The 26,730-nt window shown below is 62.2% G+C and carries 26 protein-coding genes; 3 read left to right on the top strand and 23 right to left on the bottom strand.

The genetic code is table 11. From position 1 onward, the window contains the following. Window positions 1–92 precede the first annotated feature (92 nt). The gene (locus tag ACFPB1_RS09705; RefSeq protein WP_379224551.1) at window positions 93–1,085 is read left to right on the top strand and encodes a YpdA family putative bacillithiol disulfide reductase; all 993 of its coding nucleotides are present in this window, start codon (window positions 93–95) and stop codon (window positions 1,083–1,085) included. Window positions 1,086–1,160: 75 nt separating this feature from the next. On the opposite strand, the gene ACFPB1_RS09700 is transcribed toward ACFPB1_RS09705, so the two are convergent. From ACFPB1_RS09700 to ACFPB1_RS09645, 12 genes are all read right to left on the bottom strand, one after another. Then, the gene (locus ACFPB1_RS09700; RefSeq protein WP_379224502.1) at window positions 1,161–1,691 is read right to left on the bottom strand and encodes a hypothetical protein; all 531 of its coding nucleotides are present in this window, start codon (window positions 1,689–1,691) and stop codon (window positions 1,161–1,163) included. Between the two features lie 31 nt (window positions 1,692–1,722). Further along, window positions 1,723–2,010, bottom strand: coding sequence for a hypothetical protein (locus ACFPB1_RS09695; protein ID WP_379224500.1), 288 nt, complete (start codon window positions 2,008–2,010; stop codon window positions 1,723–1,725). Between the two features lie 135 nt (window positions 2,011–2,145). Continuing rightward, entirely contained in the window at window positions 2,146–4,452 is a 2,307-nt protein-coding gene (locus ACFPB1_RS09690) for a thiamine pyrophosphate-dependent enzyme (protein WP_379224498.1), read from the bottom strand. Between the two features lie 42 nt (window positions 4,453–4,494). Next, a complete protein-coding gene (locus tag ACFPB1_RS09685; RefSeq protein WP_379224496.1) occupies window positions 4,495–5,505 on the bottom strand; it encodes a 2-oxoacid:acceptor oxidoreductase family protein in 1,011 nt (336 codons plus the stop codon). Window positions 5,506–5,718: 213 nt separating this feature from the next. Then, the gene (locus tag ACFPB1_RS09680) at window positions 5,719–6,639 is read right to left on the bottom strand and encodes a polysaccharide deacetylase family protein (protein ID WP_379224494.1); all 921 of its coding nucleotides are present in this window, start codon (window positions 6,637–6,639) and stop codon (window positions 5,719–5,721) included. 145 nt (window positions 6,640–6,784) lie between these two features. Then, on the bottom strand, window positions 6,785–7,840 hold the full coding sequence (locus ACFPB1_RS09675; RefSeq protein WP_379224492.1) for a homoserine kinase: 1,056 nt from the start codon (window positions 7,838–7,840) through the stop codon (window positions 6,785–6,787). Continuing rightward, window positions 7,837–8,499, bottom strand: coding sequence for an MOSC domain-containing protein (locus ACFPB1_RS09670; RefSeq protein ID WP_379224490.1), 663 nt, complete (start codon window positions 8,497–8,499; stop codon window positions 7,837–7,839). Before ACFPB1_RS09670 ends, ACFPB1_RS09675 begins: the two co-directional genes overlap by 4 nt. Before the next feature lie 287 nt (window positions 8,500–8,786). Next, a complete protein-coding gene (locus ACFPB1_RS09665) occupies window positions 8,787–10,478 on the bottom strand; it encodes an amino acid permease (RefSeq protein WP_379224488.1) in 1,692 nt (563 codons plus the stop codon). A gap of 322 nt (window positions 10,479–10,800) precedes the next feature. After that, on the bottom strand, window positions 10,801–11,373 hold the full coding sequence (locus ACFPB1_RS09660; RefSeq protein ID WP_379224486.1) for a response regulator: 573 nt from the start codon (window positions 11,371–11,373) through the stop codon (window positions 10,801–10,803). Between the two features lie 24 nt (window positions 11,374–11,397). Continuing rightward, window positions 11,398–12,015 carry a DUF3298 and DUF4163 domain-containing protein gene (locus ACFPB1_RS09655; RefSeq protein WP_379224484.1) on the bottom strand — a complete coding sequence of 206 codons (618 nt, stop codon included), beginning with the start codon at window positions 12,013–12,015 and terminating at the stop codon, window positions 11,398–11,400. A gap of 70 nt (window positions 12,016–12,085) precedes the next feature. Beyond that, complete coding sequence (locus tag ACFPB1_RS09650) at window positions 12,086–12,619, bottom strand: GNAT family N-acetyltransferase (RefSeq protein ID WP_379224482.1); 534 nt, start codon at window positions 12,617–12,619, stop codon at window positions 12,086–12,088. Next, window positions 12,616–13,341: a phosphonate ABC transporter ATP-binding protein gene (locus tag ACFPB1_RS09645; RefSeq protein WP_379224480.1), complete on the bottom strand. Its 726-nt coding sequence runs from the start codon at window positions 13,339–13,341 to the stop codon at window positions 12,616–12,618. Before ACFPB1_RS09645 ends, ACFPB1_RS09650 begins: the two co-directional genes overlap by 4 nt. A gap of 183 nt (window positions 13,342–13,524) precedes the next feature. Between ACFPB1_RS09645 and ACFPB1_RS09640 the strand changes: the two genes are divergently transcribed. Next, entirely contained in the window at window positions 13,525–13,746 is a 222-nt protein-coding gene (locus tag ACFPB1_RS09640) for a hypothetical protein (RefSeq protein WP_090636072.1), read from the top strand. 168 nt (window positions 13,747–13,914) lie between these two features. Here ACFPB1_RS09640 and ACFPB1_RS09635 read toward each other — a convergent pair whose 3' ends face one another. Continuing rightward, the gene (locus ACFPB1_RS09635; protein ID WP_379224478.1) at window positions 13,915–14,049 is read right to left on the bottom strand and encodes a hypothetical protein; all 135 of its coding nucleotides are present in this window, start codon (window positions 14,047–14,049) and stop codon (window positions 13,915–13,917) included. A gap of 125 nt (window positions 14,050–14,174) precedes the next feature. Here ACFPB1_RS09635 and ACFPB1_RS09630 point away from each other — a divergent pair, with 125 nt between their 5' ends. After that, window positions 14,175–14,915 carry an HAD family hydrolase gene (locus ACFPB1_RS09630; protein ID WP_379224476.1) on the top strand — a complete coding sequence of 247 codons (741 nt, stop codon included), beginning with the start codon at window positions 14,175–14,177 and terminating at the stop codon, window positions 14,913–14,915. A gap of 69 nt (window positions 14,916–14,984) precedes the next feature. On the opposite strand, the gene ACFPB1_RS09625 is transcribed toward ACFPB1_RS09630, so the two are convergent. The 10 genes from ACFPB1_RS09625 to ACFPB1_RS09580 all read right to left on the bottom strand — a co-directional run bounded on the left by ACFPB1_RS09625 (window position 14,985) and on the right by ACFPB1_RS09580 (window position 26,710). After that, window positions 14,985–17,450 (bottom strand): DNA topoisomerase 3, encoded by a 2,466-nt coding sequence (locus ACFPB1_RS09625; RefSeq protein WP_379224549.1) that lies wholly within the window; start codon window positions 17,448–17,450, stop codon window positions 14,985–14,987. A 15-nt stretch (window positions 17,451–17,465) separates the two neighbouring features. Then, window positions 17,466–18,611, bottom strand: a complete 1,146-nt coding sequence (locus ACFPB1_RS09620; protein WP_379224474.1) for a hypothetical protein — start codon at window positions 18,609–18,611, stop codon at window positions 17,466–17,468. Window positions 18,612–18,659: 48 nt separating this feature from the next. Beyond that, window positions 18,660–18,983, bottom strand: a complete 324-nt coding sequence (locus ACFPB1_RS09615) for a hypothetical protein (protein ID WP_379224472.1) — start codon at window positions 18,981–18,983, stop codon at window positions 18,660–18,662. Between the two features lie 80 nt (window positions 18,984–19,063). Next, complete coding sequence (locus ACFPB1_RS09610) at window positions 19,064–20,551, bottom strand: glutamate synthase subunit beta (protein WP_379224470.1); 1,488 nt, start codon at window positions 20,549–20,551, stop codon at window positions 19,064–19,066. Window positions 20,552–20,756: 205 nt separating this feature from the next. Next, window positions 20,757–21,254 carry a type 3 dihydrofolate reductase gene (gene folA, locus ACFPB1_RS09605; RefSeq protein WP_379224467.1) on the bottom strand — a complete coding sequence of 166 codons (498 nt, stop codon included), beginning with the start codon at window positions 21,252–21,254 and terminating at the stop codon, window positions 20,757–20,759. Window positions 21,255–21,284: 30 nt separating this feature from the next. Then, window positions 21,285–22,268, bottom strand: a complete 984-nt coding sequence (locus ACFPB1_RS09600; RefSeq protein WP_379224465.1) for a thymidylate synthase — start codon at window positions 22,266–22,268, stop codon at window positions 21,285–21,287. Window positions 22,269–22,304: 36 nt separating this feature from the next. After that, window positions 22,305–22,793 (bottom strand): acyl-CoA thioesterase, encoded by a 489-nt coding sequence (locus tag ACFPB1_RS09595; protein ID WP_379224463.1) that lies wholly within the window; start codon window positions 22,791–22,793, stop codon window positions 22,305–22,307. Between the two features lie 141 nt (window positions 22,794–22,934). Continuing rightward, on the bottom strand, window positions 22,935–24,353 hold the full coding sequence (gene lpdA / locus ACFPB1_RS09590) for a dihydrolipoyl dehydrogenase (RefSeq protein ID WP_379224461.1): 1,419 nt from the start codon (window positions 24,351–24,353) through the stop codon (window positions 22,935–22,937). Window positions 24,354–24,357: 4 nt separating this feature from the next. Further along, complete coding sequence (locus tag ACFPB1_RS09585; RefSeq protein WP_379224459.1) at window positions 24,358–25,677, bottom strand: dihydrolipoamide acetyltransferase family protein; 1,320 nt, start codon at window positions 25,675–25,677, stop codon at window positions 24,358–24,360. A 55-nt stretch (window positions 25,678–25,732) separates the two neighbouring features. Next, a complete protein-coding gene (locus tag ACFPB1_RS09580; protein ID WP_379224456.1) occupies window positions 25,733–26,710 on the bottom strand; it encodes an alpha-ketoacid dehydrogenase subunit beta in 978 nt (325 codons plus the stop codon). Window positions 26,711–26,730: the final 20 nt, after the last annotated feature.

Genomic DNA, 26,730 nt, shown 5'->3' with positions numbered 1-26,730 from the left:
GGCTGCGGCGCCGCCTCCCGCAAATGTGGTAAACTAATACGTATTCCCGCAGAAGGCTCGAAATGAATAATGGAGTTGATAGAATCATGCTTATGCCTGACGAACAAATCATCATTATCGGCGCTGGCCCGTGCGGCCTCGCCGCCGCCGTCGAGCTTCAGTCGATCGGGCTCTCCCCGCTCGTCATCGAGAAGCGGAACGTCGTGCATTCCATCTCGCAGTATCCGACGTATATGAATTTCTTCAGCACCCCGGCCAATTTGGAGATCGCCGATATCCCGTTCACGACGGCGAACGAGAAGCCGTCCCGGCTCGAAGCGCTCAATTATTATCGCAGCATCGCACTGCGGAAGAACGTCCGGATTCACGCCTACGAGACGGTCACGGCCGTCGAGACTCAGCCGGACAGCACCTTCGTCCTGCGCAGCCATGATCGTACCGGCGAAGACCGGCAGTATCGCGCGGACGCCGTCATCGTCGCGACGGGCTACTTCGACCATCCGAACCTGCTCGGCATCCCCGGCGAGGAGCTGGACAAGGTCACCCATTTCTTCCGCGAGGCGCATCCGTATACCGGCATGAAGGTCGCGATCATCGGCGGAAGCAACTCCGCGATCGATGCTGCGCTCGAACTCGAGCGCGTCGGGGCGGACGTCACGGTCGTATACCGCGGCGAGACGTATTCGACGCACATCAAGCCATGGGTCCGCCCCCTCTTTGAAGGGCTGGTGAACAAAGGCCGGATCGCCATGCGATTCGCCTCCCGGGTCGTCGACATCGGACCGCGGACCGTGACGATCGAGCGCGGCGGCGTCCGCGAACCGGTGCCGAACGACTTCGTGCTGGCGCTCACCGGCTTCCGCCCGGACCGCGCGTTCCTGGACGCGATCGGCGTCACGATGGAGGAGGAAGGCTATCCGACCTTCGACGACGAGACGATGGAGAGCAACGTGCCCGGCGTCTATCTGGCCGGCGTCGTCGCCTCGCGCCACGAGGCGAACGAGATATTCATCGAATCCGGGCGGTTCCACGGCCGCAAGATCGCCGCGCATCTCCGCACCGGCAAAGTCCGCGCCGGTTCCTAAACGCAAAGGGTTTGATTCCGCCGCAGCCGGTCGCTGCGGGAATCAAACCCTTTTTTTGGGGGGCCGCCGGCCCCGTCACAGGCTCGCGATCGGCTGCAGGCCGTCGGAGTCCGCGCCCGAGCACGTCATCACGGTCGCGATCTTCTGCAGCCGGATATATTCGTTGTTCGCGAGCTCCGTCCGGAAATACGCGAACATGTACGCCGCTTCGAGGAAATCGAGCCCCGGATACACCGCGATGTTTTGATTGGAATACGGGTTGTCGAGCAGCACCTGCCATTCGCCGTCCCGTTCCGCCGCGGGCACGTCCCGGAACACCTGCGCCTTCGTGCGGACGATGCCGTCGTATTCGCGCCAGACGTACGCCCACGAAGGGCTCACCCGGCCCGGCTCGGGAACCGCCTGCTTCGCCCGCTTCAGCAGCTCGGACGCCCAGCCGCATTCCGCTTCCCCGTAGGTCCGCAAATAGTGCCGGAACGCGTCCAGAAACCGCCGCAGCGGCGTGAAGCCCGCCTCCCGCAGCGCTTCGCCGAACGCTTCGATTTCCCCCGGCGCGCGGAGCTCGCGCAGCCTTGCGAAATAATCGTCCTCCTGTGCTGCGTCCATGTCCCTCACGACCTCCCCGCCTGTGCCGGCGCTAGGTTTTGAACACGGCGACCGTTCCGTCGGGCTCGAGCACCAGCCGTCGCCGCCGGTCGTTGTTCAGCTTCACGTTGAACAGCTTCAGCCGCTCCTCCCGGACGTCGAGCGCGTCCCAGGCGCCGTCGTACTCGTAGCCGGCCAGCGCGAGCGCCGATTCGGCCTCGCGCTCCGCCGTCTCGTTATCCTCCCACCAAAGAGCGCCAAAATATGCAAAATCATAGACATTCTTCAGCACGCCGCAGGCGATTTCGCCCGATGCGCGGTGACGCAGTACGACTGGCATGGCGTGTCCGCTCCTTTCCCCCGGCCGGTCCGCATGCGTGCCGGCCGGGTCTTGCCCGGGGCCGATGCCGGAACGCAAGCAAGGCGCCGGCCCTTTCGAGCCGCGCCTTGGTAAACGGCGTAAAGGAACTTCTTCCTACAGATACGCGTTCTCGTGCTTCGCCTTCAGCCGCTGCCAGCGGCGCTCCACCTCGTCCTCGAACATCTTCAGCGCTTCGGCGTATTCCGGCCGCGTCATGTGCTTCGTCTTGCCCATGTTCTTGAGCCAGTCGCCGAGCGGTATCCGCTTGCCCTTGTCCTCCGGGTTGTACGTGATGGACGTGATGCCTTCCTCCACTTCGTACAGCGGGAAGAAGCAGCTGTTCACCGCGTCGTCGATCAGCGTTTGGCCGATCTTCTCCTCCGACAGCCAGTTGAGCGGGCACGTGATGAGAATCTTGCCGTACACGAGGCCCGCGTTCTGCGCGTAGTACTGCGCCTTGGCCGCTTTGCGGAGCAGATCCTGCGGCAGCGATTCCGAGCCCGTGAAGACGTACGGAATGTTCGTGGCCGCCATGATTTGCGCCGTGTCCTTGTGGTGGAACAGCTTGCCGCCCTGATGCTTGCCGACGTTCGACGTCGAGGTGCGATGGCCGAGCGGCGTCGAGTACGACAGCTGCGCGCCGGTATTCATGTAGCCTTCGTTGTCGTATTCGAGAATGATCATCTTATGGTTGCGCAGCGCGCTGCCGATCGCAGGCCCCATGCCGATGTCCATGCCGCCGTCTCCCGTGATCATGACGAACGTGAAATCGTCCTTCAGCCCGTATTGGTCCAGCTCGCCGCGGCGCTTGCGCTCCCAGAACATCTCGACGACGCCGGACAGCGTGGCCGCCCCGTTCTGGAACAGGTTGTGGATATACGTCGCCTTGTGCGAGGAATACGGGAAGCCCGTCGTGACGACCATCGCGCAGCCCGTCTGGTAGAGCGCCACGATGTCCCCCTCGATGCCTTTGAAGAACAGCTCGAGCCCGGAGAAAATGCCGCAGCCCGGACAAGCGCCGTGCCCCGGCGCGAGCCGCTTCGGCTTCTTCGTCAGCTGGCGGACCGGCGGCACCTTCACCTTGAGCTTGCCGCTCGCGGCGTCGCGGTCGACGGTGATCAGCCCCGTCTTGAGATCCTCGTACTTCAAGGGCTCCAGCACGCGCTTCGGCGCTTTGGCCGGATCGCCGGGCGAATGGCCCCAATAATCGAACGGCACGTCGACTTTGCCCGTCCGCGCCGCCTCGACGGCGAGCTCGAACAGATGGTGCCCGTCCTCGGCGTAGAAGTCTTTGCCCCCGAGGCCGTAGATTCGGCTGATGACGAGCGTGTCCTTGACGCCGTGCGTGAACAGCGCCGCCTTGATCTCGTTCGTCATGTTGCCCCCGTGTCCGCCGTAGGAATCGGCGCGGTCGCCGATCGTGACGGCCTTGACGCCGCGCAGCGCCTCGGCGATCTGCTTGGCCGGGAACGGACGGATCATGTTCGGCGCGATGGAACCCGCCTTGATGCCTTTGGCACGCAGCTGGTCGACGACGTCCTTGATGATCTCGGAAGCCGAGTTCATCAGGAACACCGCCACCTCGGCGTCGTCCATCCGGTACAGGTCGAGGATTGGGTAATCGCGTCCCGTGAGCGCGGCGTATTCTTGGCGGATGCGGTCAAATACGTCCGCTGCTTTGTACATGGCCACGGACTGCTGGTAGCAGTTGTTGATGTAATCCGGCTCGTTCATGTATGGGCCGACGGTGATCGGATTGTTGCGGTCGAGCACGTGCTTGAAGCCGTCCGGCGCATGCTCGCCGATGAAGGCGTGCACATCGGCCCGGTGCGCGAACGTCTGCACACGGCGCTTCTGGTGGGACGTGAAGTAGCCGTCGGACGCGACGAGCACCGGCAGCCGGACCTCCGGATCCTCGGCCAGCTTGAGCGCCATGATGTTCATGTCGTACACCGCCTGCGGGTCGCGGCACATCACGATCGGCCAGCCGGTATTGAGCGCGAAGTATAAGTCGGAGTGGTCCCCGTGAATGTCGAGCGGTCCGGAGACGGACCGGCAGACGAGGTTCATGACCATCGGGAACCGCGTGCCGGATTGCACCGGCATCTGTTCGAGCATATAAAGGTAACCGTTGGAGCTCGTCGCGTTGAACACGCGTCCCCCCGCGGCCGAGGCGCCATAGCAGATGCCCGCGGAGCCGTGCTCGCCGTCCGCCGGGATCAGCTTGATGTCGTGCTGGCCGTTCGCCTTCATGAGGTCGAGGAACTGCGCGACCTCCGTCGAAGGCGAAATCGGGAAGTAGCCCATGACGTGGTAATTGATTTGATGCGCCGCGTAGGCGGCCATTTCGTTGCCCGATTCGTACACCATCCGCTGCTCGACCGTGCCCGAGCTCACTTCCTTGTTGATTTCAATGGCCATTTCGAAGCTCCTCTCTTTCGTGCGCGGTGCCGCGCCACGACGTTAATTCGCTGCTGCCCATTCGAATCTGTGCGGTACCCGGTGCTCGTCGCCGTAGCCGTCCGTTTCGCGCTCCGAGGCGAGCGCTTCGGTCGGACAGGCGACGACGCATTTCAAACAGCCTTTGCAATATTGGTAGTCGATCCCCTGCAGGAACATCTGCGGCCGGCCCTTCTTGTCCGGCTGCTCCTCCCAGACGAAGCAGAAATCCGGGCAGGCCGTGTCGCAGGCCGCGCAGTGGATGCACTTCTCTTCGTCGAAATGCGGCATCATGCCCTGCCGCGAGATGCTGAGGTCCTTCAGCACACTGTTGCCGGGATTGACGATCATCCCTCCGATCGGCTGCGTCGCGTAGCCGAGCACCGGCACGTCCCATCGCGTCGGCTCCGGCATCGCGACGCCCTCCGGCAGCGCGAATGTCTGGAACCGCACCTCGTCGTAGCCGCGCTGGAACGTGCGCAGCGCAGGGTCGACCGCCTGCGGGTATTTCTTCTCCAGCGACTTGCGGATAATGCCCTTCATGTGCTCGAAATCGAGAAAATCGCACAGCCGGAACAGCCCGCCGAGCATCGCCATGTTGACGCGGTTATTCTCCTCGAGCGCGATCCCCGTGGCGTCGACGACCGCCAGCGTGCCGCCGGCCAGCTTGATTTTGTCCTTCAGCTGCTCCGGCGTCTTGGAGGAGTTGACCAGCACGACGCTGTCCTCGTAGATGCCGCTGATGACGTTGATCGTCTTCGACAGGTTCTCGTGGAATACGCCGACGATGTGCGGGCGCTCCACCGGCGTCGTATCGCGGATATTCGTGTCGATGTCGCAGAACCGGATATGCGCCTTGACTGGCGAACCCTTCTTCTCCGAACCGTACGAGGAAAAGCTCACCCCATTGAAACCGCTTCCAACCACGCCCGCCTCGGCTAGCATTTTGCCCGCCAGGTTGGCCCCCAGGCCGCCGATCGATTCCAATCGAATTTCAAAGAATCCAAGTTCATTCTGCTTTGGAAGTATTGCCACCTGCTCCACTCCCTTCCCGAATTAACTGAAAACTTTTTATATTCACAACAGTCAGTATAACACTAGAACCCCCCATCGAATAGCGGTTTTTTCCAAAACAGGGAGCCCAAAACAATGCTACAGCCGATTTGTCCGCCGTTCTGTGCTAGTACAGCTCGTCCGTTTTGCCGCAACAAGGCTGGAACAGCCGGTTCCGCCTTGCCGTGCCGTCCGTTACGGCGCGCTGCGCCTGCGCTGGTGCTGTCTCAGTTCGCGCCACCCGATCCGCGCGATTCCTTCCCTGCGCATCGCGTCCTGCACCTCGGGATCGCGGAAGACGTCCAGCTCCATGCCCCTGCGGTACGGCTCTCCGTGGAACGCGACGAGCTCGTCGGTGACGAGCGACGGATGGATGACGAGCTCCGTCACGCCCGGCTTCAACCGCTTGAGCAGCGCGATCATTCCCGCCTTGAACTGGGCGTACGTCTCGCCCGGCGCCGACCGGAACGGCATGCCGACGAGATAATCGAGCACGAGCACGCCTTTGCGCGCGGCGGCCTCCGCCTGCTTCATGGCGAGGCCCGCCAGTTCGGGCGGCGCCGGCATGCCGCTCTCGAGCAGCAAGTAGCGGGGCAGTCGGAACGGCAGCCCGTAGTGCGCGCATGCCTCAAACGTCTCGCTTAGGAAATCCCGGCCCGTCTGCAGCCCGTACAGGCTGCCCATGTGATTGTCGGCATGCGTCACGTCGACGCCGAGCGTCAGCGCCATTTCGATCTGGGCGACGATTTCCTGCTTGACCTGCGCGGCGTCGGCGCGCCGCTCGAACGCCTTGGCATCCTTGTGAAAATAGCCCTCCGCCGTCGTCATCGACTGGGTCGGACCGCCGCGGTGTACCGGTCCCCACTTCAAGGCGTCCCATTCGCTCGTGAACGTCAGGTGCACCCCGACGTCCAGGCGGCCGCGGGCGGCGCTCCACTGCGCCGCTTCCCGGGCCCACGCGCAGGGCATCATGATCGTGGCGGACGAGATCGCCCGTTCCTCCAGCAGTTTCTGGACGCCGAGATTGGTCGAATGGCAAACGCCGTAATCGTCTGCGTTAATGATCAATACGCGGTCGTTCGGACCGTATCCGAGCTGCTCGGCCGTGCTTTTCATCGATTGCGTTCCCCTCCTGCTGCGCCTGCGGACGCGGTGGCATTGCGAACCCATCATGGCATGTATATGACGAAAGCCCGGCGGTTCATTCCCCTTCCCTGGGATGAACCGCCGGGCTTTGCCCTTGCCTCGGCGCGCCGGCCTGCTATACGGCGGCATTCCGCGCGAGCGCGTTCCGGAACAGCGCCAGCAGCCGTTCCCGGCGGCGCTCGATCCAGCCGCACGCGGCGAAGACGCGCTCGATTTCCCGGATCCATACGCGCTCCGGATCCAAGCCTTCCGCGAACCGAATCGCGAAATGCAGCCAGACGTCGATCATGCGCAGCTGCATCAAGTCCGGCAGCAGCGCGATCTCTTCTGGCCCGAGCGGACGCTTCTCTCCGTAGCCGGCGCAGAACCGCTCCATCTGCCCAAAGGCGCGCTCGTCGTCCCCGCTCGCAAAATCGGCCAGCACAACGGCTAGCTCCATCGCCCGGACGTCGACCGTGCAAAATTCGAAATCGAGCAGCCCGACGATCGCGCCGCCTTGCGCCAGCGCGTTCGAAAACACGATGTCGCCGTGGATCCACTGTTGCGGAAGCCGCTTGATGCGGTCGATTAACGCCGTTAAGCGCATGCGCAGCGCGTGCAGCGCCGCGACGTCGGCCGCCCGTTCCGCGAGCGCCGGCGACCGCCGGCACAGCGCTGCGAGCATGGTCTCGTCCGCGGCGGCATGCGTTGCTTCGAAGTCGTAATAGGGCTTGTACATCGGCTCCAGACCCGCGATCGGGCCGCATGCCGCGAGCGCCTGCGTCAATTCGCCGGCCGCTCTGCCGAGCCCCGCCACATGGTCGGGGTTGTCCGGCGACGGCCGGTCGCCGTCGATGTAGCCGAACAGCGCGGCCAGCTTGCCGTCCGGCGCTTCGGCGATCGACGAACCGTCCCGCGCCGCGACGGGCGACGGAACGCGGAAAGAAAGCCCCGCTTGGCGCAGCGCCGCCAACAGCCCGTGCTCGACGCGGACGACCGCGCGGTCCCGGTGATTGTCGTACACGCGGAGGACGTAGCGATCGTTAGCGGCATAAACCATCCGCGTCGTGTTGTTCATGCCGCTCTCTTCCTCTGCGATCCGCAGCGGACCGCCGAGCGGATAACGGCTAGCGACGGCGGCGAAATACGCATCCGTCCGTTCCTCGGACGCCGCGGCCCGCGCGCCGGTCACGATGGCGCCCCGTCCAGCTTGGCCAGCCGCTTGGCCAGCGTCTGCCGCCAGCTCTCGGAAAGCTCGGGCAGTTCGAGCAGCTTCGCGATGCCGTCCCGGTCCATCTGATCCCGGTGCATGACGCGGTTCGCTTCCGCGATCGTAACCGCGGCTTCGTTCCGGCTGCGCAGCACGAGCGCGTCGCCCTGCTTGACGTCGCCTTCGCCGAGTACGCGGAAGTAGAAGCCCGTATAACCGCTCTCCTGCACGTCCAGCTGCAGCGACGGCAGGCCGTGCTTCATGCCGAGCTTGAAGCACGGCTGCCGGGGCTGGCTGACCTGCAGCAGCGCCCCGCCGGCTTCGACGACGTCCCCGATGCAAAGCGACGTCTCCGTCAGCGCGGAGACGGTGAAGTTTTCGCCGAAATCGCCGGCACGCGCGGGTCTCCCCCACCGCTCCGTCCAATACGGGAAATGAGCGGCGCTGTAGACGCAGACCGCCTTATCCGGTCCGCCGTGATAGACGAGATCGCCCTGCGCGTCGCCGGGCAGCCCCGAGGCCGCCAGACGGAGCAAGCCGGCGAACGGTTTTTTGTTGATGCCCGTGACGACTTCCTTGTTGCCGAACGGCACGGTTTCAAGCAGCGAGACGTTCAATGACAGCAATGTTCCGAGTTCCACCTTCGACCTCCATCCTAGCATGCGATACCGAAATTATACGCGCAGCCCGGGAGGTTGGCAAACTTCTCGCGAGAGGCGCGGCAGCCGGAGCCGGCACGATCAGGCAGAATGCCGCGGGCTGTGTCGAATGCCCGCCGATCGTGTTGCATCCTGCGCTTCCCCGGGAAATGACGGACCGAGCGACGGCGGGTATTTCCCAGGCAGCAGCATGCCATTTCCCGCGCTTCCAAGCCCGCGCGAGCGCCCGGCAGCTTGCTGTACCGGCATCGCCCGCGCTGTCTGATCCATTATTGTGGGAATTTTCTTTCAATTCTGATACATTCATCAATCGTCCGCCGGCTGAAGCGCATCGACCCGACGATCTTCAGCGGCGATTTGCGCCGCAAGGCGCGCTGCCGGCGCTCGATGCCGACCGCACCCGCCGCGCTGATGGCCGCCGCGGCCATCAGCGCGACCGGCTTCAGGAGGCAGACGGCCATGAATCCGGTTCCCGCGAGCCAGCACACCGTCGCCGCGTCGACGACGGCGGCGTATTTCCCGAGCTCCCAGGGCCCTCTAAGCCTTGAGCGCTTTCGGCTTCCCCCGGCGCCTCGCCCGCGCAGCGTTTCCATCAGCCGGCCGGCAATCGGCAGCGCGTAGGCCGCGTGCATGGCCGCGACGCCGGCCAGCACGAGCTGCGGCAGCTGCAGCCCCAGCGCATCGCGCGGCACCGCCAGGGCGAACGCGAGCGCGGGCAGACCGGCGCCCGCCGCGGCCGCCAGCGTCGCCCAGGCCGGCGAGCGGTGCCTCACGGACACGGCGGCCAGCTTCGCCGCGAACGGCGCCGATTCGTCGCGGCCCATGGCGAAGAGGGTCTTTGAGACGGCGGCCAGCGTCGACGTCCCGCCCGCCCAGACGATCGCGGCCGTGAGCAAGAAGAACAGCGACGCGACGGCGTTCCCGAGCCGCTCCCACGCGCCGACGAGCCAATCGCCGATCGCGGCCGGCGCGGTCAGGCCGCCCGCTCCGGTCCGCGCGTGCATGGCGATGAACGCGAACAGCACGAAGCCGAGCAGCGCCAGCGCCGCGGCGGACAGGAAGATCGACCACGGCACGTTGACGCGCGGATCGTGCGTCTCTTCCGCGGCTTGCGCCCCGTCGCCGAGGCCGAGGAACATTCGCTGCAGCAGCATAAAGCCGAGCAGCGCCGGCCCTTGACCGCCTTCCTCCCCCGCCGGGTTCATATCCGCCGCCGTCAGGCCGAGCGACAAAAACGAATCGCCCCCGTGCCAGACTTGGGCCGCGAGCGCCGCGACGATCACGGCCGGCAGCAGCAGCTGGACGATCGCGGACCATGCCAGCAGGCGGACGAAACCGCGCATGGCCCGCGCGGCCACGGCCGCCTGCGACACGAACAGCGCGGTCAGCGCCGTATAATACAAGCCCGCGCCGCCGGTCGAGGCGAAGAGCCGCTCGACCGTCCGGCAGATCCAATCCGCGAGCCATACGTTCGTGGTCATCAGCAGCAGCGACGAGCCGGCGATATGCAGCCAGCCGGACCACAGTCCGGCCCGCCTGCCGCTCGCGGCCAGCGCCCAATGGTAGCAGCCGCCGGCCGTCGGCACCGCCGATGCGTACGAAGCGACCGCGCCGGCCGTCAACAGGCCGAACAAGCCGATGATCGGCCAGCCGACGCCGATGACCGCGGGTCCGCCTGCGGCGATCGCCGGACCGAGCAGAAACAAGGCGCCCCCGAGCATCGGCAGCGACGAGAACGTCAGGCCTAAGGACGACAGACCGCCCATATGCCGGGAGAGCTGCTGCGCGATGCCGAGTCCGTTCAGCTCGTGTTTGTCCCGCATATACCGGACATAGGCGCCGTGGCTTCGCAACGGCTGATGAAGCGACAGCTTCGCTCTGCGCTCGGCGACGCGCGCCAAAGAGAAGGCAAGTCCGCATACCGCGGCGAATAACGCGCATCCGATCCAGAGCAGCAGCATGCCGACACCTCCTATTTGACTCTATGAGGCGGCCGATTCGGTCAGCACGCCGCCCGCATTTCCCCGCCAATAAAAAAACGCCGGAGGCGCGCACCCGGCGGACAAAAGTGAACGGAAGGGACTTGTACCCTTGACTAGGATATGTAACCTCGATTTGTAATTTGATTTGTAATTTTGATTTGTAATCTGGACTTGTATTGTTCATTTGAATTCTTCATGTGCATTCAACCTTTGAACCGATCCCTAGGCCATCTTATCCGGAACGCACGCGCGGACTCGCGGGTCGCGAGTTCATCAGGAAGGGACTGATCGCCGCGCCCGGTCAGGACACTTCGCCGGCGTCGATCCCGGCGTCGATCGCGCCGCCCAGCACGTGGCGTTTCACCTGCAGCAGATCGAACGGCTTCATGAAGCACGCCCCGATCCCCAGCCGTTCGGCCTCGTTCAATTGCTCGGGACTCCCGTAGCCCGTCATCAGCGACACCGGGACGCAGTCGTCCAAACGTCTAATGGCTCTAAGCGCTTCGATGCCGTCCATGTCCGGCAGTTTCAGGTCGAGCAGGACGTGATCGATGCCGCCGGCCCGGACGGCGTCGATTGCGGCAGCGCCGCTCTGCGCCTGCCTGACGATCGCGCCCTCCCGCTCGAACAGCTCGGCGAGCATCGCCCGGATCAGCGGCTGGTCGTCGACGATGAGCACGCGGCGGACGCTGCCGCCAGTGGAATCGCCCGAAGCCGCGATTTCCCGGTCGGAAGGCTCCGCCGGCTTCGGCATGCGCGCGGGCGCGGTGCCGCGATCCGCGATGACGGGCTTGCTCCGCTCGTCCCTCCGGCGCCGCGCAGCGAACAGAAGGAATCCTAGAAGGACGAGCAGCGATACGAGTACATACACCATGGGAACGGGAACCCCTTCTACGCGTTAATCGTTCGCGTCCATCCGCCCGAGCGGCCCGAGCGGATGGACGATGTCGCTCACATCGTACACCGAAATTGGAAAATAGGGAAATCCAAACGCGTACGGCGTGATTTCGTAAAGCGCGAAATAAATGACCAATGCGCGGTCCGCGATATAAAATGGCTGGTCGGGACGAATGGCCTTGAACGGTTCGAACGTCTCGATCTGCCGCGCCGCGATTTGCGCCCGGACCAGGTCGGACAGCCGCTTCACGTAATCGCTTCCCGGCTTGAACAGCTCGGCGAGCGTGAAACTTTTGCCCGTCGCCGCGTCGAAGGTGAGCGATTCCTGGAGCGTCAGGCCGTGCGCCCCGCCGGTATAGGCGTAATTGTAGAGCGAAAGGCTGAGCACGTTTTTTTCGTTCGTCTTGATTTCAAAATACCCGATCATTTCCGCCCGGGGATCGGAGAGCGAGCCTTGATCCTGGACCAGCTGCCGCTCGGTCTCGCGGATCTTGTTGTTGATCGCGGCCTGCGCGGCCGGCTGCCGGAGCCCGCTCACGACGGGCACGTGAAGCTCCGCCTTCGGGAACGCGACCCGCGAGGATTGCACGATGGCCGGCGGCTGGAATTGGAACGCCATGTCGGAACACCTGCCTCTATAGGATGATGTTCCATTCTATGCCGGTTCCTTCCCGCCTTTGCCATTTGCTTCAATCACCCCGCGCCGCGGAGAGATTCCGCTTCATTTCGTGCCACGCCAGACCGCCGTGCGCGGAAGCCGACCTGCCTTCGTGACGGAAGCCGAGCTCTTCGTAAAAGCCGATCAAATGCGCCTTGCACATGAGCACGATGCCCGCAAGCCGATCGTCCGCCGCTTGACCGATAAGCGCTTCCATGAGCGCCTTCGCGACGCCCCGGCCGCGGTGCGCCTCCGCCACGGCGACGGACAGCACGCACAAGTATCGGCCTTCCGCGTCCGGCGAACCGTGCGCGCTCTTGACGCCGTCCGACGCGCTGCTGTCGTCGTCAGTACGGACGCCGCACGCCAGGCCGATCAACGCTCCGTTCCGCCAGGCCGCACGGAAATAGCCCGGGAAATGCCGCTGCCGGAACGCGAACGCCTCGCGCGCCGCCGCCGCCTCGGCCGGATAACAGGACAGCTCCAGCTCGTGGGCCGCATCGAGGTTTTCCGCACGCATCGGCCGGAGCTCGAACGCGTAACCATCAGGAGCCCAGGCGCTCACAGCAGGCTCTTCTCCCGCTCCGTCATGCGCCTGCCCTTGATGTCGAGCACGATCTCGCCGCTGTTCAGGCCGACGATCCGGTCCGCGAACCGTTCCGCCCAATCGCCCTGATGCATGACCGCGACGACGGAGATTTGCTGGATCCGGCACATCCGCTTGAGGTCGGACAGCACCTGCTCGGCCGCGTGCGGATCGAGGCCGGATACCGGCTCGTCAACGAGCAGCGTCTTCGCGCCGTGGACCAGCGCCCGTGCCATGGCGATGCGCTGCCGTTCCCCGCCGCTCAGCTTGTCGCCCTTCTGATGGGCTTTGTCGAGCAGGCCCATCTTCTCGATCATGTCCATGGCGCCCATATAATCGTCGTTGCGCACCATCCCCGTGATCCGCCGCCAGAACGGCGTCTGTCCGACCGCCCCGATCGTCACGTTCTTGAGCGCCGTCCGGTTGCCGTACAACGTCGGCTTCTCTTCCAGATACGCAATTTCGCGGTGCACCTTCAAGCGGCCTTGAAGCCCTTTGGCGAAAATATCGACGCCGTCGACGGTATAGCTGCCGCTCGTCCATTTTTCCTTCAGCGCGAGGCATTTCAGCAGCATGGACTTGCCGCTCCCGCTCGCACCTTTCACGGCGATGAACTCGCCCGGTTCTATAGTGAGGCTGATGCCGGAGAGAACCTGAGGCCCGCCCGGGATTTGTTTCGATAATTGCGATACTCTGATCATGACTGGCGCTCCTTATCCCTCGCGGGGCTGCTTAATCTCGTTAATCGTTCGCGATTAAAAGGCTTTCATATGAATCTAGTGTAAGGGAAAAAAATAATAGTTTCCATACGAACAAATGTTTGCTATAATCAAAATAGGAACAGATGTTCTAATCTTTCAGATACCGTGAGGAGGCTGGCCTTCATGACAAACTGCGAAAACTATCGTTTTATCGAGAACCACCGCCCGTTCCGGGACTTGACGTTCAAGTTCTATTCCAACGGCGCGTTGACCATTATCGACAACAGTGCGGATGAGGTGATCAGCCCCCGCGATCTGAAGGGAGCCAGCTACGACTTCTACGTCAAAAAGAGACTTGCGTTCATCAAGCAGGACTTAACGGCCAAGATGAAAAAGTACGCGTGATCGTGCAGGCGCGACGATTCCGCTTCTCGGTGTCTCTATATAACGAAAGGCGCCTTCGATGGACGCCGCCGTTCACGCGTCCGGCATGCCATCCGCCATATAGAGACCTCTACCCTATTTTCCGCTTAGGGACCTTCTGACCAAGACAGCGACGCGCCGCTCGTTCGGCTACGGCAGTTGTTTGTTAATACCGTTCAGGCTTGCCGGCCTGTTTGCCGCTTTTTCCGGCTTCAGGCTGACGTAATATTCCTTCAGGCTGGACTGGTCGTTCCGGTTCCGCTTGCTGTTCTTGTTCAGCACCATTTCCACTCACCTCCGGGCCTTAGGTTTTGTAAATGATCCCAGCGCTATTCGATTTGACGGCGAATCCCAAGATGCGGTAGATTGTATCTACAGCGAAATCATCCGGAGAAGGAGCCGTGCTTAAGATGAAACAAACCATTCTATTCGATCTCGATGATACGCTTATTTACTGCAACAAATACTTCTTCTTCGTCATCGACCAGTTCACCGACTGCATGACCGACTGGTTCAGAGGCTATGGCGTCACGAAGCAGGAGATCCACGAGAAACAGACGGAGATCGATATCGCCGGCGTGCAGCTCGAGGGCTTCAAGAGCGATCACTTCCCTCGTTCCTTCATTGACACGTATCGGTACTTTTCCGATTTGCTGGGTCGCGCGCGATCCGCGTCGGAGGAAGATTTCCTTTGGAAACTCGGACACAGCGTGTACGAATTCGAGGCGGAGCCGTATCCGAACATGGAAGAGACGCTGTACGCGCTAGCCGACCAAGGGCATGAGCTGCACTTGTACACCGGTGGCGAACTGCTCATTCAACGGAAGAAAATCGAACAGATGCAGCTGGAACGGTATTTCGGCCCCCGCATTTACGTACGCGCCAAGAAGAACACCGAAGCGATGGAGGGCATCCTCCGGGAAGGAAACTTCGACCGGAACGCCACCTGGATGATCGGCAATTCGATCCGGACCGACGTCATTCCGGCGCTGACGGCCGGCATTAACGCCATTCACATGAAGACCGATTCCGAGTGGATCTATAATATCGTCGGCATCGACGTGGAGCCGAAAGGCGCATTCTTCACACTGAATCACCTGCACGAAATTCCGGACAGCATCAAGAACTACGTCGACGGACGCCCGCACTGACGCGGAAGACGCAAACAGGCTTGCCTTAAGCCGGAGCACGCGCTGCTCTTGCTTAAGACAAGCCTGTTTTTAAGTTGCCGGTTGAAAGGTGATCGTGCCTTTGGCCGGGTCGGTCAAAATCCATTTCCCCGAGACGGACGTACCGTCCGCGAGCTTGAACGTCGACTTTCGCGTAGCGCCGTTCTCGGCCAGCGCTTTGGCCATGGCCGGCGTCACGCGCTTCCCCTGCTGCTCCTTCCAGATGACGAACTGGCAGCCCTCTCGAAAACGCAGGCAGCCGAACCCGCGCTTGCCTTCGATCAGCTGCCCGCCGCAGCCCGGTCTCGGGCATGCCGCGAGCGCGCCGCGCGAGCCGGCCGAGGCTCCGCTGCTCGCCGCAGCCGGCTTTGCTGCGCGCTCCTCCGCTATTGGACGGGACGCGGCTGCCGGCGCCTTGGCGCGCGGTACCGCTTCGACCGGGGCGGCGAGCATACGGCCGCCTTCGCTCGCGGACGCGCGGGCGGATGCACCGGCGCGTGAAGCGTTCAGCCCCGAGCCGGCAGCCGCCGCGCTTCGGGACCGGGTGCCGGCGCGCGATGCCGCCACTCCCGTTTTCCGCGCAGCCGCCGACGCGCCGCGGCTCTTTCCTTTCGCCCCGCGTTTGCCGCCGCCGTCCGGTTCGCCGAACAGGTTCGCGGGCGCTTGCTGCTGCTGCTTCACCTTCGCCACGATCAGCTCCGCGAATTGCTTCACCTTGGCGATGAATTGCTCGTCTGACGCCTCGCCTCTGGAGATTTGATGCAGCCGCTGCTCCCACTGGCCGGTCATTTCCGGCGAAGTCAGCAGCTCGACGCCCGCGCCGCGGATCAGCTCGATCGCGGTACAGCCCTTCGTCGTAATATCGAGCCGCTTGCCAGTGGACGTGATGTACCCGACCTGCTTCAGCCGCTCGATCGTAGCGGCGCGGGTGGCCGGCGTACCCAGACCGGTCTGCTTCATCGCGTCGCGGAGCTCCTCGTCCTCGATCGCCTTGCCCGCGCTCTCCATCGCCTTCAGCAGGGTGCCTTCCGTGTACGGCTTCGGCGGCTTCGTTTCTTTCTCGATAGCCGCCGCGTCGTCGCAGCGGACGGGCCGGTCGGCATCAACCGAGAACGGCCGGTCGGTTTCGACCAGGTCCTCGTCGCCCTCGTCCGCCGCCGACGCGTCGTCGGTCTTCCTCTTGCCTCTGCCCTTCCCTTTCGCCGCGTTCGCTTCCGGTTGATCCAGCACGACGCGCCACCCGAGATCCAGTTGTTCCTTGGCCCGCGTGCGGAACGATTCGCCCTCGACCTCCGTGATGACTTCGTGATTGTTGTATACGGCCGGCGGATAATAATGCGACAGGAAGCGGCGCACGATCATGTCGTAGATGTTTTGTTCTTCCGTGCTTAACGTCCCGGGCTTCTTCGGGGTCGGCAAGATCGCGTGATGGTCCTCGACCTTGGCGGGATTGCATACTGCCCGGTTTCCTTTATGTACGCGGCCCTTGTCAGCGCCGTTCGCGAGATCCGCGTACGCCGTCCCCTTCAGCATGTTCAGGACGCTGCCCATGACGGGGATGTTCTCTTCCGTCACGTAGTTGGAGCTCGTCCGCGGATACGTGATGACTTTATGCTTCTCGTAGAGCGCCTGCGCGAGATCCAGCGTCTTTTTCGCCGGATAGCCGTATCGCCCGTTCGCCTCGCGCTGCAGGAGCGTCAAGTCATAGAGGCGGTACGGGTATTCCTTCGACTCGTTGACGGCGTAGCTGACGATGGTGCCGGGCTTGCCCTTCACCTTGGCCGCGAGTGTCTCCGCCTCCTCGCGCTTCGTCATCCGCTCGCCCTGCCAGATGCCCTTGTAGCCGAAGTCGTCCTGGCTGAAGGCCGCCTGCACGATATAGTACGTCTCGCTGTTGAATGCCGTTATTTCCTTATGGCGATCGTACAGCAGCGCGAGCACCGGCGTCTGTACGCGTCCGACGGACAGCAGCTCCTTGTGGCGGATCGTGAACGCGCGGGACGCGTTCATGCCCACGAGCCAATCCGCCTCGCTCCGGGCGCGCGCGGCGCGCGTCAAATCGTCGAAGTCCGCGTCGCTGCGCAGGCCGTCGAAGCCGCGCCGGATCGTTTCCGCCGTCAAGTCGGATATCCACAGCCGGTCGGTGGGCTGCGAGAGCTTCAGATACTGCCGGATGAGATGGAAGATCAGCTGTCCCTCGCGCCCGGCGTCGCAGGCGTTGACCAGCCGGCCGCACCGCTTCGACAGCTCGCCGATCGTCTTCAGCTGATCCTTGGTCCTCGCGTTCGGCCACAGCTTGAAGCGGTCGGGGATAATCGGCAAATCCGCCTCGTTCCAGCGTTTATATTTCGGGTCGTATTGATCCGGTTCGGCCAAGCCGACCAAATGGCCGATCGCCCAGGTGATGATGTAATGCTCGCCTTCCAAATAAGTGCGCTTGTTCTGCGCCCGCGGCTCCACGACCGCGGCGATGGTGCGGCCCATGTCGGGTTTTTCGGCTATGATTAATGTTTTCAGGATAATCCCTCTTCTTCAGCGTTTCGAGTCCGCCGTGATATGCGCCAGCATCGCGCTGAAAATGCTGTTCACGCCTTTCGACCAATGGGGATCCTCCGCATATTCGCGGTTGATCCACGTGACCGCATCGACGCCCTCCGGCCGGTCGAAGCTGAGCCGGTTGATCGTATTGCCGGCGATGCGGGCCGAATCGGCAATCGTCGTATTGAACGCCTTCCAGCTATAGAAGACGTTGAACGGATTGTTCGCGATCTTGGCGGCGTCCTTGGCCGACTTCGGCACGAAGGCCTGCTCCTGGCCGGTAATGGCGAACAGGAGCAGCGGATGAATGTCATGCTCCTTCGCGGCATGCAGAATCGCGTTCAAATACGGCTCTTCCGCCAGCAGCGACGACTTGCTCCGCAAATACCGCACGAGCCGTTCCCGGTCGACTTCGGCGTATCGCAGCTCCGCGGGCAGCGCGTTCTTCTGCTTGACGACGGACGGCGCCGGCGCCGGGACCCGCACGATCGTACGCGGCTGCTCGATCTTGGCCGGCGCCGGGCGAAGCGCCCACCAGCCGTAGCCGAGCATGGCCGCGCACAGCGCGAGCGACATCGCCAGGTAAGCGCCCGAGGGCAGCTTCGCCGCGCTGCGCGTCGGCAGTTTCACCGGCTCGGGCAGCCTCGCCGGTCCTGCTTCCGCCGCGTGCGCGCCGTGCGGGGCGAACCGGCCGCTGTCGTACAAGCCGGCCGCGCCGACGACCGCGTCCCATGCCGCGAGCCCAAGCGCCGGCGACGCGGCGATGACTCTGCTTTCGGCCAGCGCGTCCCGGAACCGCGCCGGATCGATCGCGATGCCCGTGCGCTTCTCGCACCAGGCCTGCAGCGGCTGCAGCAGCTCTGGCAGGTCCGTGTCTAGCTGCAGGCAGGCTTCATAGATCAAGGCTTCATTGACCGGCAGCGCTATGCCCACGGCGACGGCGCGCATCAGCGCCCGCATGACCGTTTGCTTCACGTCCGCCGGAAAATCCGGCAACTGGCGCAGTACGACGCGCTGCATAGCGTCCGCCACGATTTCGGCCCGTCGCTCCTTCGGCAGGTCGCCGTGCTTGTGCTGGACGTATTGGCGAATCTTGCGAATATCGGCGTTCGTGAGCACGCCCGCGGCATGGCCGTACATGACATCGCCTCCTGATCACCCATGGCTCTCAGGAATATAGTACCACAGCTAGTCTTCGCTGCGCGCTAGATTTGCGATAGCGTCTTGCATGGCTTCGCCTTCGATATACGCGCGAATTTGATCCTTCTCATCCGCCGTAAATTGAAACTCGCAATCCGTCCCTTCATCTAAAGGCACGATCTGGGCGATGGCGCCGCCATGCGTGCAGATGACGAGCGCCGTCAGCTGCGCGAGCTCGGGCGGGACCGGCGTGGCCGGATCGACGTCGACCGCCAGTTCGATGTCGATCCATTGGGCGTCGCGGCGCTCCAGACGCGGGACGAACGAGCGGAATTTCAATTGTGTGACGCTGTCGGAACCGTATTGAATCATAAGGATGCTCCTTTCGGTCGGAGAACGAAATAAAAAGCGCCCGAAGGCGCTTTGGGTGAATAGGCTTGTGAAAAATGGACTTAAGGAAGCATCGTCGTCCCCATCAGATAGCGATCGACTTCCCGCGCAGCTTCGCGCCCTTCGTTGATCGCCCAGACGACCAGGCTCTGTCCGCGGCGCATGTCGCCGGCGGCGAATACTTTCTCGACGTTCGTGTTGTATTTGCCATACGCCGCTTTGACGTTGGAACGACGGTCCTGCTCTACGCCGAGCTTCTGGATCAGCGTGTTTTCCGGTCCTTCGAAGCCGACGGCGATCAGGATGAGATCCGCTTTCCATACTTTCTCGGTGCCCGGAATTTCCTTGTAGACTTTGCGGCCGGTCTCGTCGACCGTACGCTCGATTTGAACCGTGTGCAGTTCTTTCACGTTGCCGTTCTCGTCACCGACGAATTTCTTCGTCAGCACGGAGAAGGCGCGCGGGTCTTCGCCGTACAAGGCGCGCGCTTCCTCCTGCGCATAGTCGAGCGTGTAGACGTTCGGGAATTGCGGCCATGGGTTCTTCTCGTTGTCGCGCGTCAGCGGGGCTTTCGCGTGCGTGCCGAATTGGGTGACGGAGCTGCAGCCATGACGAAGCGCCGTAGCCACGCAGTCGGTGCCCGTGTCACCGCCGCCGATGACGATGACGTTTTTGCCTGCCGCATCGATGTAATTGCCGTCTTCCAGGTTGGAGTCCAGGTAGCTCTTGATCGTGCCGTTGAGGTAGTCCATCGCGAGGTGGATGCCCTTCAAGCCGCGGCCCTCGATCTCCACGTCGCGCGCCTTCGTCGCGCCGCCGCAGAGCACGACCGCGTCGAATTCGTTCATGAGCTGCTCGGCCGGCACGTTCACGCCGACTTCGGCGTTCGTCACGAAGTTGATGCCTTCGGCTTCAAGCAGGTCGACGCGCCGCTGCACGACTTTCTTGTCAAGCTTCATCGTCGGGATGCCATAAGTCAGCAGACCGCCGATACGGTCAGCACGTTCGTACACCGTAACCGTGTGGCCGGCTTTGTTCAGCTGGGCGGCCGTTGCCAAGCCTGCCGGGCCGGAGCCGACGACGGCGACTTTTTTGCCCGTGCGCATGAGCGGCGGCTGCGGAACGACCCAGCCTTCCTCGAAGCCTTTGTCGATGATCGCCGATTCGATCGTCTTGATCGTGACGGCATCGCCGATCAGGCCGACGGTACAGGAGCCTTCGCACGGAGCCGGACAGACGCTGCCGGTAAATTCAGGGAAATTGTTCGTCTTGTGCAGACGGTCGAGCGCCTCGCGCCACAAGCCGCGATAGATGAGATTGTTCCATTCCGGAATCAGGTTGTTGACCGGGCAGCCGGACGTGCCGCCGGGAAGCTCGATGCCCGTATGGCAGTACGGCGTGCCGCAATCCATGCAGCGCGCGCCTTGCGTTCGCAATTGATCTTCGCTGAAATGCTTATGAAATTCATTCCAGTCCTTGATCCGCTCCAGCGGGTCGCGGTCGGCCGGCAGTTCGCGCTTATAGTCCATAAATCCAGTAGGTGTCGACATGATCGCTTTCCTCCATCCATTTTCCCATTACCGAATGTTCGTCTTCTCTCTCAAAACTATAGCGAGAAATCCGCAATCAATCAATATCAAACTTTCCCAAAACTATTTAGAATATCGTAGCAATAAGGCCTACGGCATGTAATGGATTTTCCGTACAATCATTTGCACTTTCGCACATAACGTTCGACGTTTCCTTCGGTGCCGCTCAGCGTTCGGACTTCGTCCTCACATAGGTGACGATGGTAAAATCGTACGCGTTTCTCTCGTCTTTGGCATGAAACTCGCGGCTGGCAGCCTGCCACTCCGACGCGTCGAATTCAGGGAACCGCGTATCCCCTTCGACGGCCGAATCGACTTCCGTCAAGAGCATCATATCCGCATGCGGCAGAAATTGCGCATAAATCTCCGCACCCCCGATGACCATAAGCTCGTCCTCCCCCGCGTAGCGCGCGAGCGCTTCTTCGACAGAATGAACCGTCTCGGCGCCTTCGGGCCGGTACGTCACGCTGCGGGTCAGCACCACGTTGCGCCTGTTCTTGAGCGGACCGCCGAACGATTCGAACGTCTTCCTGCCCATCACGACGGTTTTGCCGGTCGTCGATCGCCGGAAGTGGCTCATCTCGGCGGGCAAATGCCAAGGCAGCGCGTTGTTCGCGCCGATGACGCGGTCATGGGCCATGGCGGCGATCATCGTAATCGTCATGGCTGATCCCCCTTTTGTCTCTGGTATGGTTTATACGGCCACGGGCGCTTTAATGGAGGGATGCGGATCGTAACCGTCGACCCGGATATCGCCGACCTCGAAATCGAAGACGGACGCCACGTCCGGATTCAGCTTCAACACCGGAAGCGGCCGCGGTTCGCGGGCCAGCTGCACGTCGATCTGCGTCAGGTGGTTCAAATAAATATGGGCGTCGCCGATCGTATGCACGAACTCCCCGGCCGCAAGGCCGCATTCCTGCGCGATCATATGCGTCAGCAGCGCATAGCTGGCGATATTGAACGGAATGCCGAGGAAGATGTCGCCGCTGCGCTGGTACAGCTGGCACGACAGCTTGCCGTCCGCCACGTAGAACTGGAACAGCGTGTGGCAAGGCGGCAGCGCGGCACGTTGCGGCGTCGCGTCTTCCGGCGACCACGCCGTGACGATGAGGCGCCGCGAATCGGGATTGCGCTTAATCTCCGCGATGACGTTCTTCAATTGGTCGATCGTCTCACCCTGCGACGTCTGCCAGCGCCGCCATTGCTTGCCGTAGACATTCCCTAGGTCGCCGAATTCGGCGGCGAACGCATCGTCGGTCAGGATTCGTTCGACGAAGAGCGCCTCCTGTTCCCGGTACTGCTGCGCGAACACCTCGTCGGTCTGCGAGCGCAGGCCGAAATTCGTCATGTCCGGCCCGGTATAGGCATCGCTTTCTACCCATTTCTTGAACACCCATTCGTTCCAGATGTGGTTGTTATGCTGCAGCAAATAGCGGATGTTCGTATCGCCCCTCATGAACCAGAGCAGCTCGCTCGCGATCAGGCGCAGCGGCACGCGCTTGGTCGTCAGAAGCGGGAAGCCCGCCTGCAAATCGAAGCGCATCTGATAGCCGAATACCGACAGCGTCCCCGTTCCGGTCCGGTCTTCCTTCTTCGCGCCATGCTTCAGGACATGCCGAAGCAGGTCCAGGTATTGCCGTTCGCTCGTACTCAACTTCCTTCCACTCCCGCGCATCGCGGCCGCAGCCGCGATGGTATTTCTACTATTTTATCACTTTATGTCGGATCTGTCCCGTTTTCGCTGCATGCGAAGTTCATAACGATCCGGAGCCGTGCGGTGCAGTTCGGCCTCCTCCTCCGTTTCCGGGACGATGGCCGGCACGGGCTTCGGCTTCCCGGCGTCGTCTAGCGCGACGAACGTGAAGAAGGCGGTGACCGCTGTCTTCCGCTCGCCCGTGTATACGTGCTCGGTCTCAACCTTGACGTACACTTCCATCGAACTCCGATGCGTCCACGCGACGAACGCCTCGACGTCGATCATATCGCCGACGCGAATCGGGGCGACGAAGTCGAGGCTGTCCGTGGAAGCGGTCACCACCGGCCCGCGCGCATGGCGCATGGCGGCGATGGCGGCGATTTTGTCCATGTACTCCATGACTTTGCCGCCGAACATCGTGCCGTGGTAATTCGCGTCCAGCGGAAAAATAAGCTGCATCATCGTCGAGCGCGATTCCCGCGTCGATTTGGCATTCGTGGTCATCTGCCTATCCCTTCCTTATCCGGTGGAGTCGGTCGATCGGCTGCGCCGTTATGTAAAAAGAGGCCCGCCTGCAGAACGACTGCGGCGGGACCTCTACGCGCTTGTCACGCTATTGTATGTGGATATCGAGCAGAACGATGCTTACTTCTTCGCGATCGCGTGGATCGGATGGCCGAGCGCCACTTCGACGGCATCGAGCACGATTTCGCCAAGCGTCGGATGCGCGTGGATCGTCAGGGCGATATCTTCAAGCGTTGCGCCCATTTCAATGGCCAGGCCCAGCTCCGCGATCATGTTGGACGCTTCGATGCCGGCGATTTGCGCGCCGAGCACGATACCATTATCCGCGTCCGCGATGATTTTGACGAAGCCCTCGTTCACGCCGAGCGACAAGGCGCGGCCGTTGATGTTGAACGGGAATTTGCCCACTTTAACGTTGTGGCCTTTTTCCTTCGCTTCCTTCTCGCTGTAGCCGACGCTCGAGCACTCCGGATCGGAGAACACGACGAGCGGGATGCACTTGTAATCGATCTTGCTCGTCTGTCCGGCGATGGCTTCAGCCGCGATGCGGCCTTCGTACATCGCTTTGTGCGCGAGCGCGGGACCCGGAATGATGTCGCCGATCGCATAGATATGCGGAATGCTCGTCCGGCATTGGTCGTCGACTTCGACGAGGCCGCGGTCGGTCATCTTCAGGTTGATCAGGTCGAGGCCGAGCTCGCCATCCGTATTCGGGCGGCGGCCGACGGTCACGAGCAGGTAATCCGCCGTCACTTGCTTGTCTTCGCCGTTAACCGTGTACGTAACCGTCACGTCTTTGTCCGTTTGCTCCGCGCTCTTCGCTTGGGCGCCGGTCACGATATCCGCTTTCGCGCCCTTCAGCTTCTTCGCTACGAGCGAGGACATGTCTGAATCGAAGCCCGGCAGGATGCTGTCGGAGCCCTCGATGATCGTCACTTTCGTGCCGAACTTCGAGTACATTTGGCCGAGCTCGATGCCGATGTAGCCACCGCCGATGACGACGAGGCTCTTCGGAATTTCCGGCAGCGACAGCGCTTCGGTCGAGGACACGATGCGGCCGCCGTACGGGAATGCCTTCAGCTCGATCGGACGGGAACCCGTCGCGATGATGCAGTTTTTGAAGCGGTAGCGCGGCGCTTCTTGATCGTTGAAGACGCGTGCTTCGTTTTCGTTGATGAACATGACTTCGCCGGCGAAGTATTGAATCTTGTTCGCCTTGAGGAGCGCAGCAACACCGCCCGTCAATTTCTTGACGACGCTGTTCTTGAACTCCTGCACCTTGCTCCATTCGACCTTCACGTCAGAAGCCGTGATGCCGAAATCGGACGCGTGGCTGATGGACTCGTATTGATGGGAAGCGGAGATCAGTGCCTTCGACGGAATGCAGCCGACGTTCAAGCACACGCCGCCAACGTATTGTTTATCGACGATGAGTACGTTCTGACCGAGTTGGGCCGCGCGGATCGCCGCGACGTAGCCCCCCGGTCCCGCACCTACGACGAGCAAATCGATATCGAGTGAAGCGTCACCTACGACCATGGTATTAAACCTCCATTACTAGTAATTGCGGATCAGCAAGCAGCTGTTTGATGTAATTCATGAAGTTTTGAGCTGTCGCGCCGTCAATCAGACGGTGGTCGAAGCTGAGAGACAAGGCCATGACGGAACCGGCGACGATCTCACCGTTCTTAACGACCGGCTTCTCGGAAATGCGTCCCGTGCCCAGGATCGCCACTTCAGGGAAGTTGATAACCGGCGTGAAGAACATGCCGCCCGCGGAGCCGATGTTCGTGATGCTGATCGTGCTGCCGCGCATTTCTTGCGCACTCAGCTTGCCGTCGCGCGCTTTGACCGCGAGGTCGCGGATCGCGTCAGCCACCATCCAGACATTCTTGCGGTCTGCATCCGGGATGACCGGTACGACGAGACCGTTGTCGGTGTCGGTTGCGATGCCGATATTGTAGTACTTCTTGTACACGATCTCCTGCTTCTCTTCGTCGAGCATCGCGTTCATGATCGGGAACTGGCGGCATGCCGCGACGAGCGCCTTCACGATGAACGGCAGGTAGGTCAGCTTTACGCCTTTCTTCTCGGCGAGCGGCTTCGCTTTCGTGCGGAGCTCGACGAGCGCCGTCACGTCCACTTCGTCCATGATCGTGACGTGTGGAGCGGTATAGACGGATTTGACCATCGCGTTCGCGATCGCCTTGCGGATGCCTTTGAACGGCACGCGCTCTTCGGCGCGGTCGCCCACGGACACCGCTGCCGCAGGAGCGGCTTTAGACTCGGCCGGAACCGCCGCCGCTTCTTGAGCAGCCGGAGCGGTTGCAGCCGTTCCGCCGCCCGACGAGAACGCCGAGACGTCTTCCCGCGTGATGCGGCCGTTTTTGCCGGAACCGGCTACGCTTGCGATGTCGACGCCTTGCTCACGGGCGAACTTGCGCACGCTCGGAGTCGCCAGCACAAGGCCGCCGGCCGGTTTCGAAGGCACCGGAGCCGCAGGTGCGGCTGCAGGAGCTTCCGCTTTCGGCGCGGCTGGGGCTTCCGCCTTCGGCGCTTCCGCGGCAGGAGCCGGCTCGCTGTGGCCGCCGCCCGCAGGCGCGGCCTGTTCGGGCACTTCGCCTTCGGCATCAATGACGGCGACGATGTCGCCGACGTGGCAAACTTGTCCGTCCTTCACGAGCACTTCGAGCACTTTGCCGTTCACAGGACAAGGAACCTCGACGATCGCCTTGTCGTTTTGCACTTCCATGATGATATCTTCATCCGTCACCGTATCGCCGGGCTTGATATGCATTTTGACGATTTCGCCTTCATGCAAGCCTTCGCCCAGCTCCGGGAAACGATATTCAAACTTTGCCACGTCCCGTGACCTCCTTTCAGGTCTCACAACCTGCCCAATTGTCGTCTAGCGGTGCTTAAAAGTTCAGAACTTGGTTGGCGGCCTTCACGATGCGATCCACGTTCGGAAGCCAAGCGTCTTCGATTTGCGCGAACGGATATACGGTATCCGGACCCGCAACGCGGAGAACCGGCGCTTCCAGGTGAAGGATGGCATGCTCGTTGATTTGCGCGATGATTTCGGCTGCAGCGCCGGACGTCTTTTGCGCTTCCTGCACGACGATGGCGCGGTTCGTTTTTTGAATCGATTTGACGATCGTCTCGATGTCGAGCGGCAGCAGCGTGCGCAGGTCGATGACCTCGGCTTTCACGCCGTTCTTCTCGAGCTCGTCGGCCGCCTTTTGCGCCGTGTGCACCATCAGGCCGTACGCGATGATCGTGACGTCGGCGCCTTCGCGAACGACGTTCGCTTTGCCAATCTCGACCGTGTACGCCTCTTCCGGCACGTCCGTGCGGAAAGCGTGGTACAGGTTCAAGTGTTCCATGAAGAATACCGGGTCGTTATCGCGAATCGCCGAGATGAGCAGGCCTTTCGCGTCGTACGGGTTCGAAGGCACGATGACCTTGATGCCCGGCGTTTGGATCGCAAGGCCTTCCAGCGAATCCGTGTGCAGCTCGGCCGCCTTGACCCCGCCGCCGAACGGCGTGCGGAAGACGATCGGCGAATTGTAACGGCCGCCGGAGCGGTAACGCATGCGCGCCGCTTGGACGAACATTTGATCGAGGGCTTCGTAGATGAAGCCGACGAACTGGATTTCGGCGACCGGACGGAAGCCTTGGATCCCCATGCCGACCGCCATGCCGGCGATCGCGGATTCCGCCAGCGGCGTATCGAATACGCGCTCTTCCCCGAATTCCCCTTGCAGCCCTTCTGTCGCCCGGAATACGCCGCCGACTTTGCCGACGTCTTCACCGAAGACGATTACGTTCGGATCGTTCTTAAGCTCCACGCGCATCGCATCGCGGATCGCTTCTTTCATGTTCATTTGAGCCATTGTCGCGAGTTCCTCCTTAG

The sequence above is a fragment of the Paenibacillus sp. GCM10023250 genome (genome assembly GCF_042653205.1).
In the GTDB taxonomy this organism is placed as follows: domain Bacteria; phylum Bacillota; class Bacilli; order Paenibacillales; family Paenibacillaceae; genus Paenibacillus_Z.
Note: the sequence above shows the minus strand (reverse complement) of the source record. Positions and strands in the feature narration are given on the sequence as shown.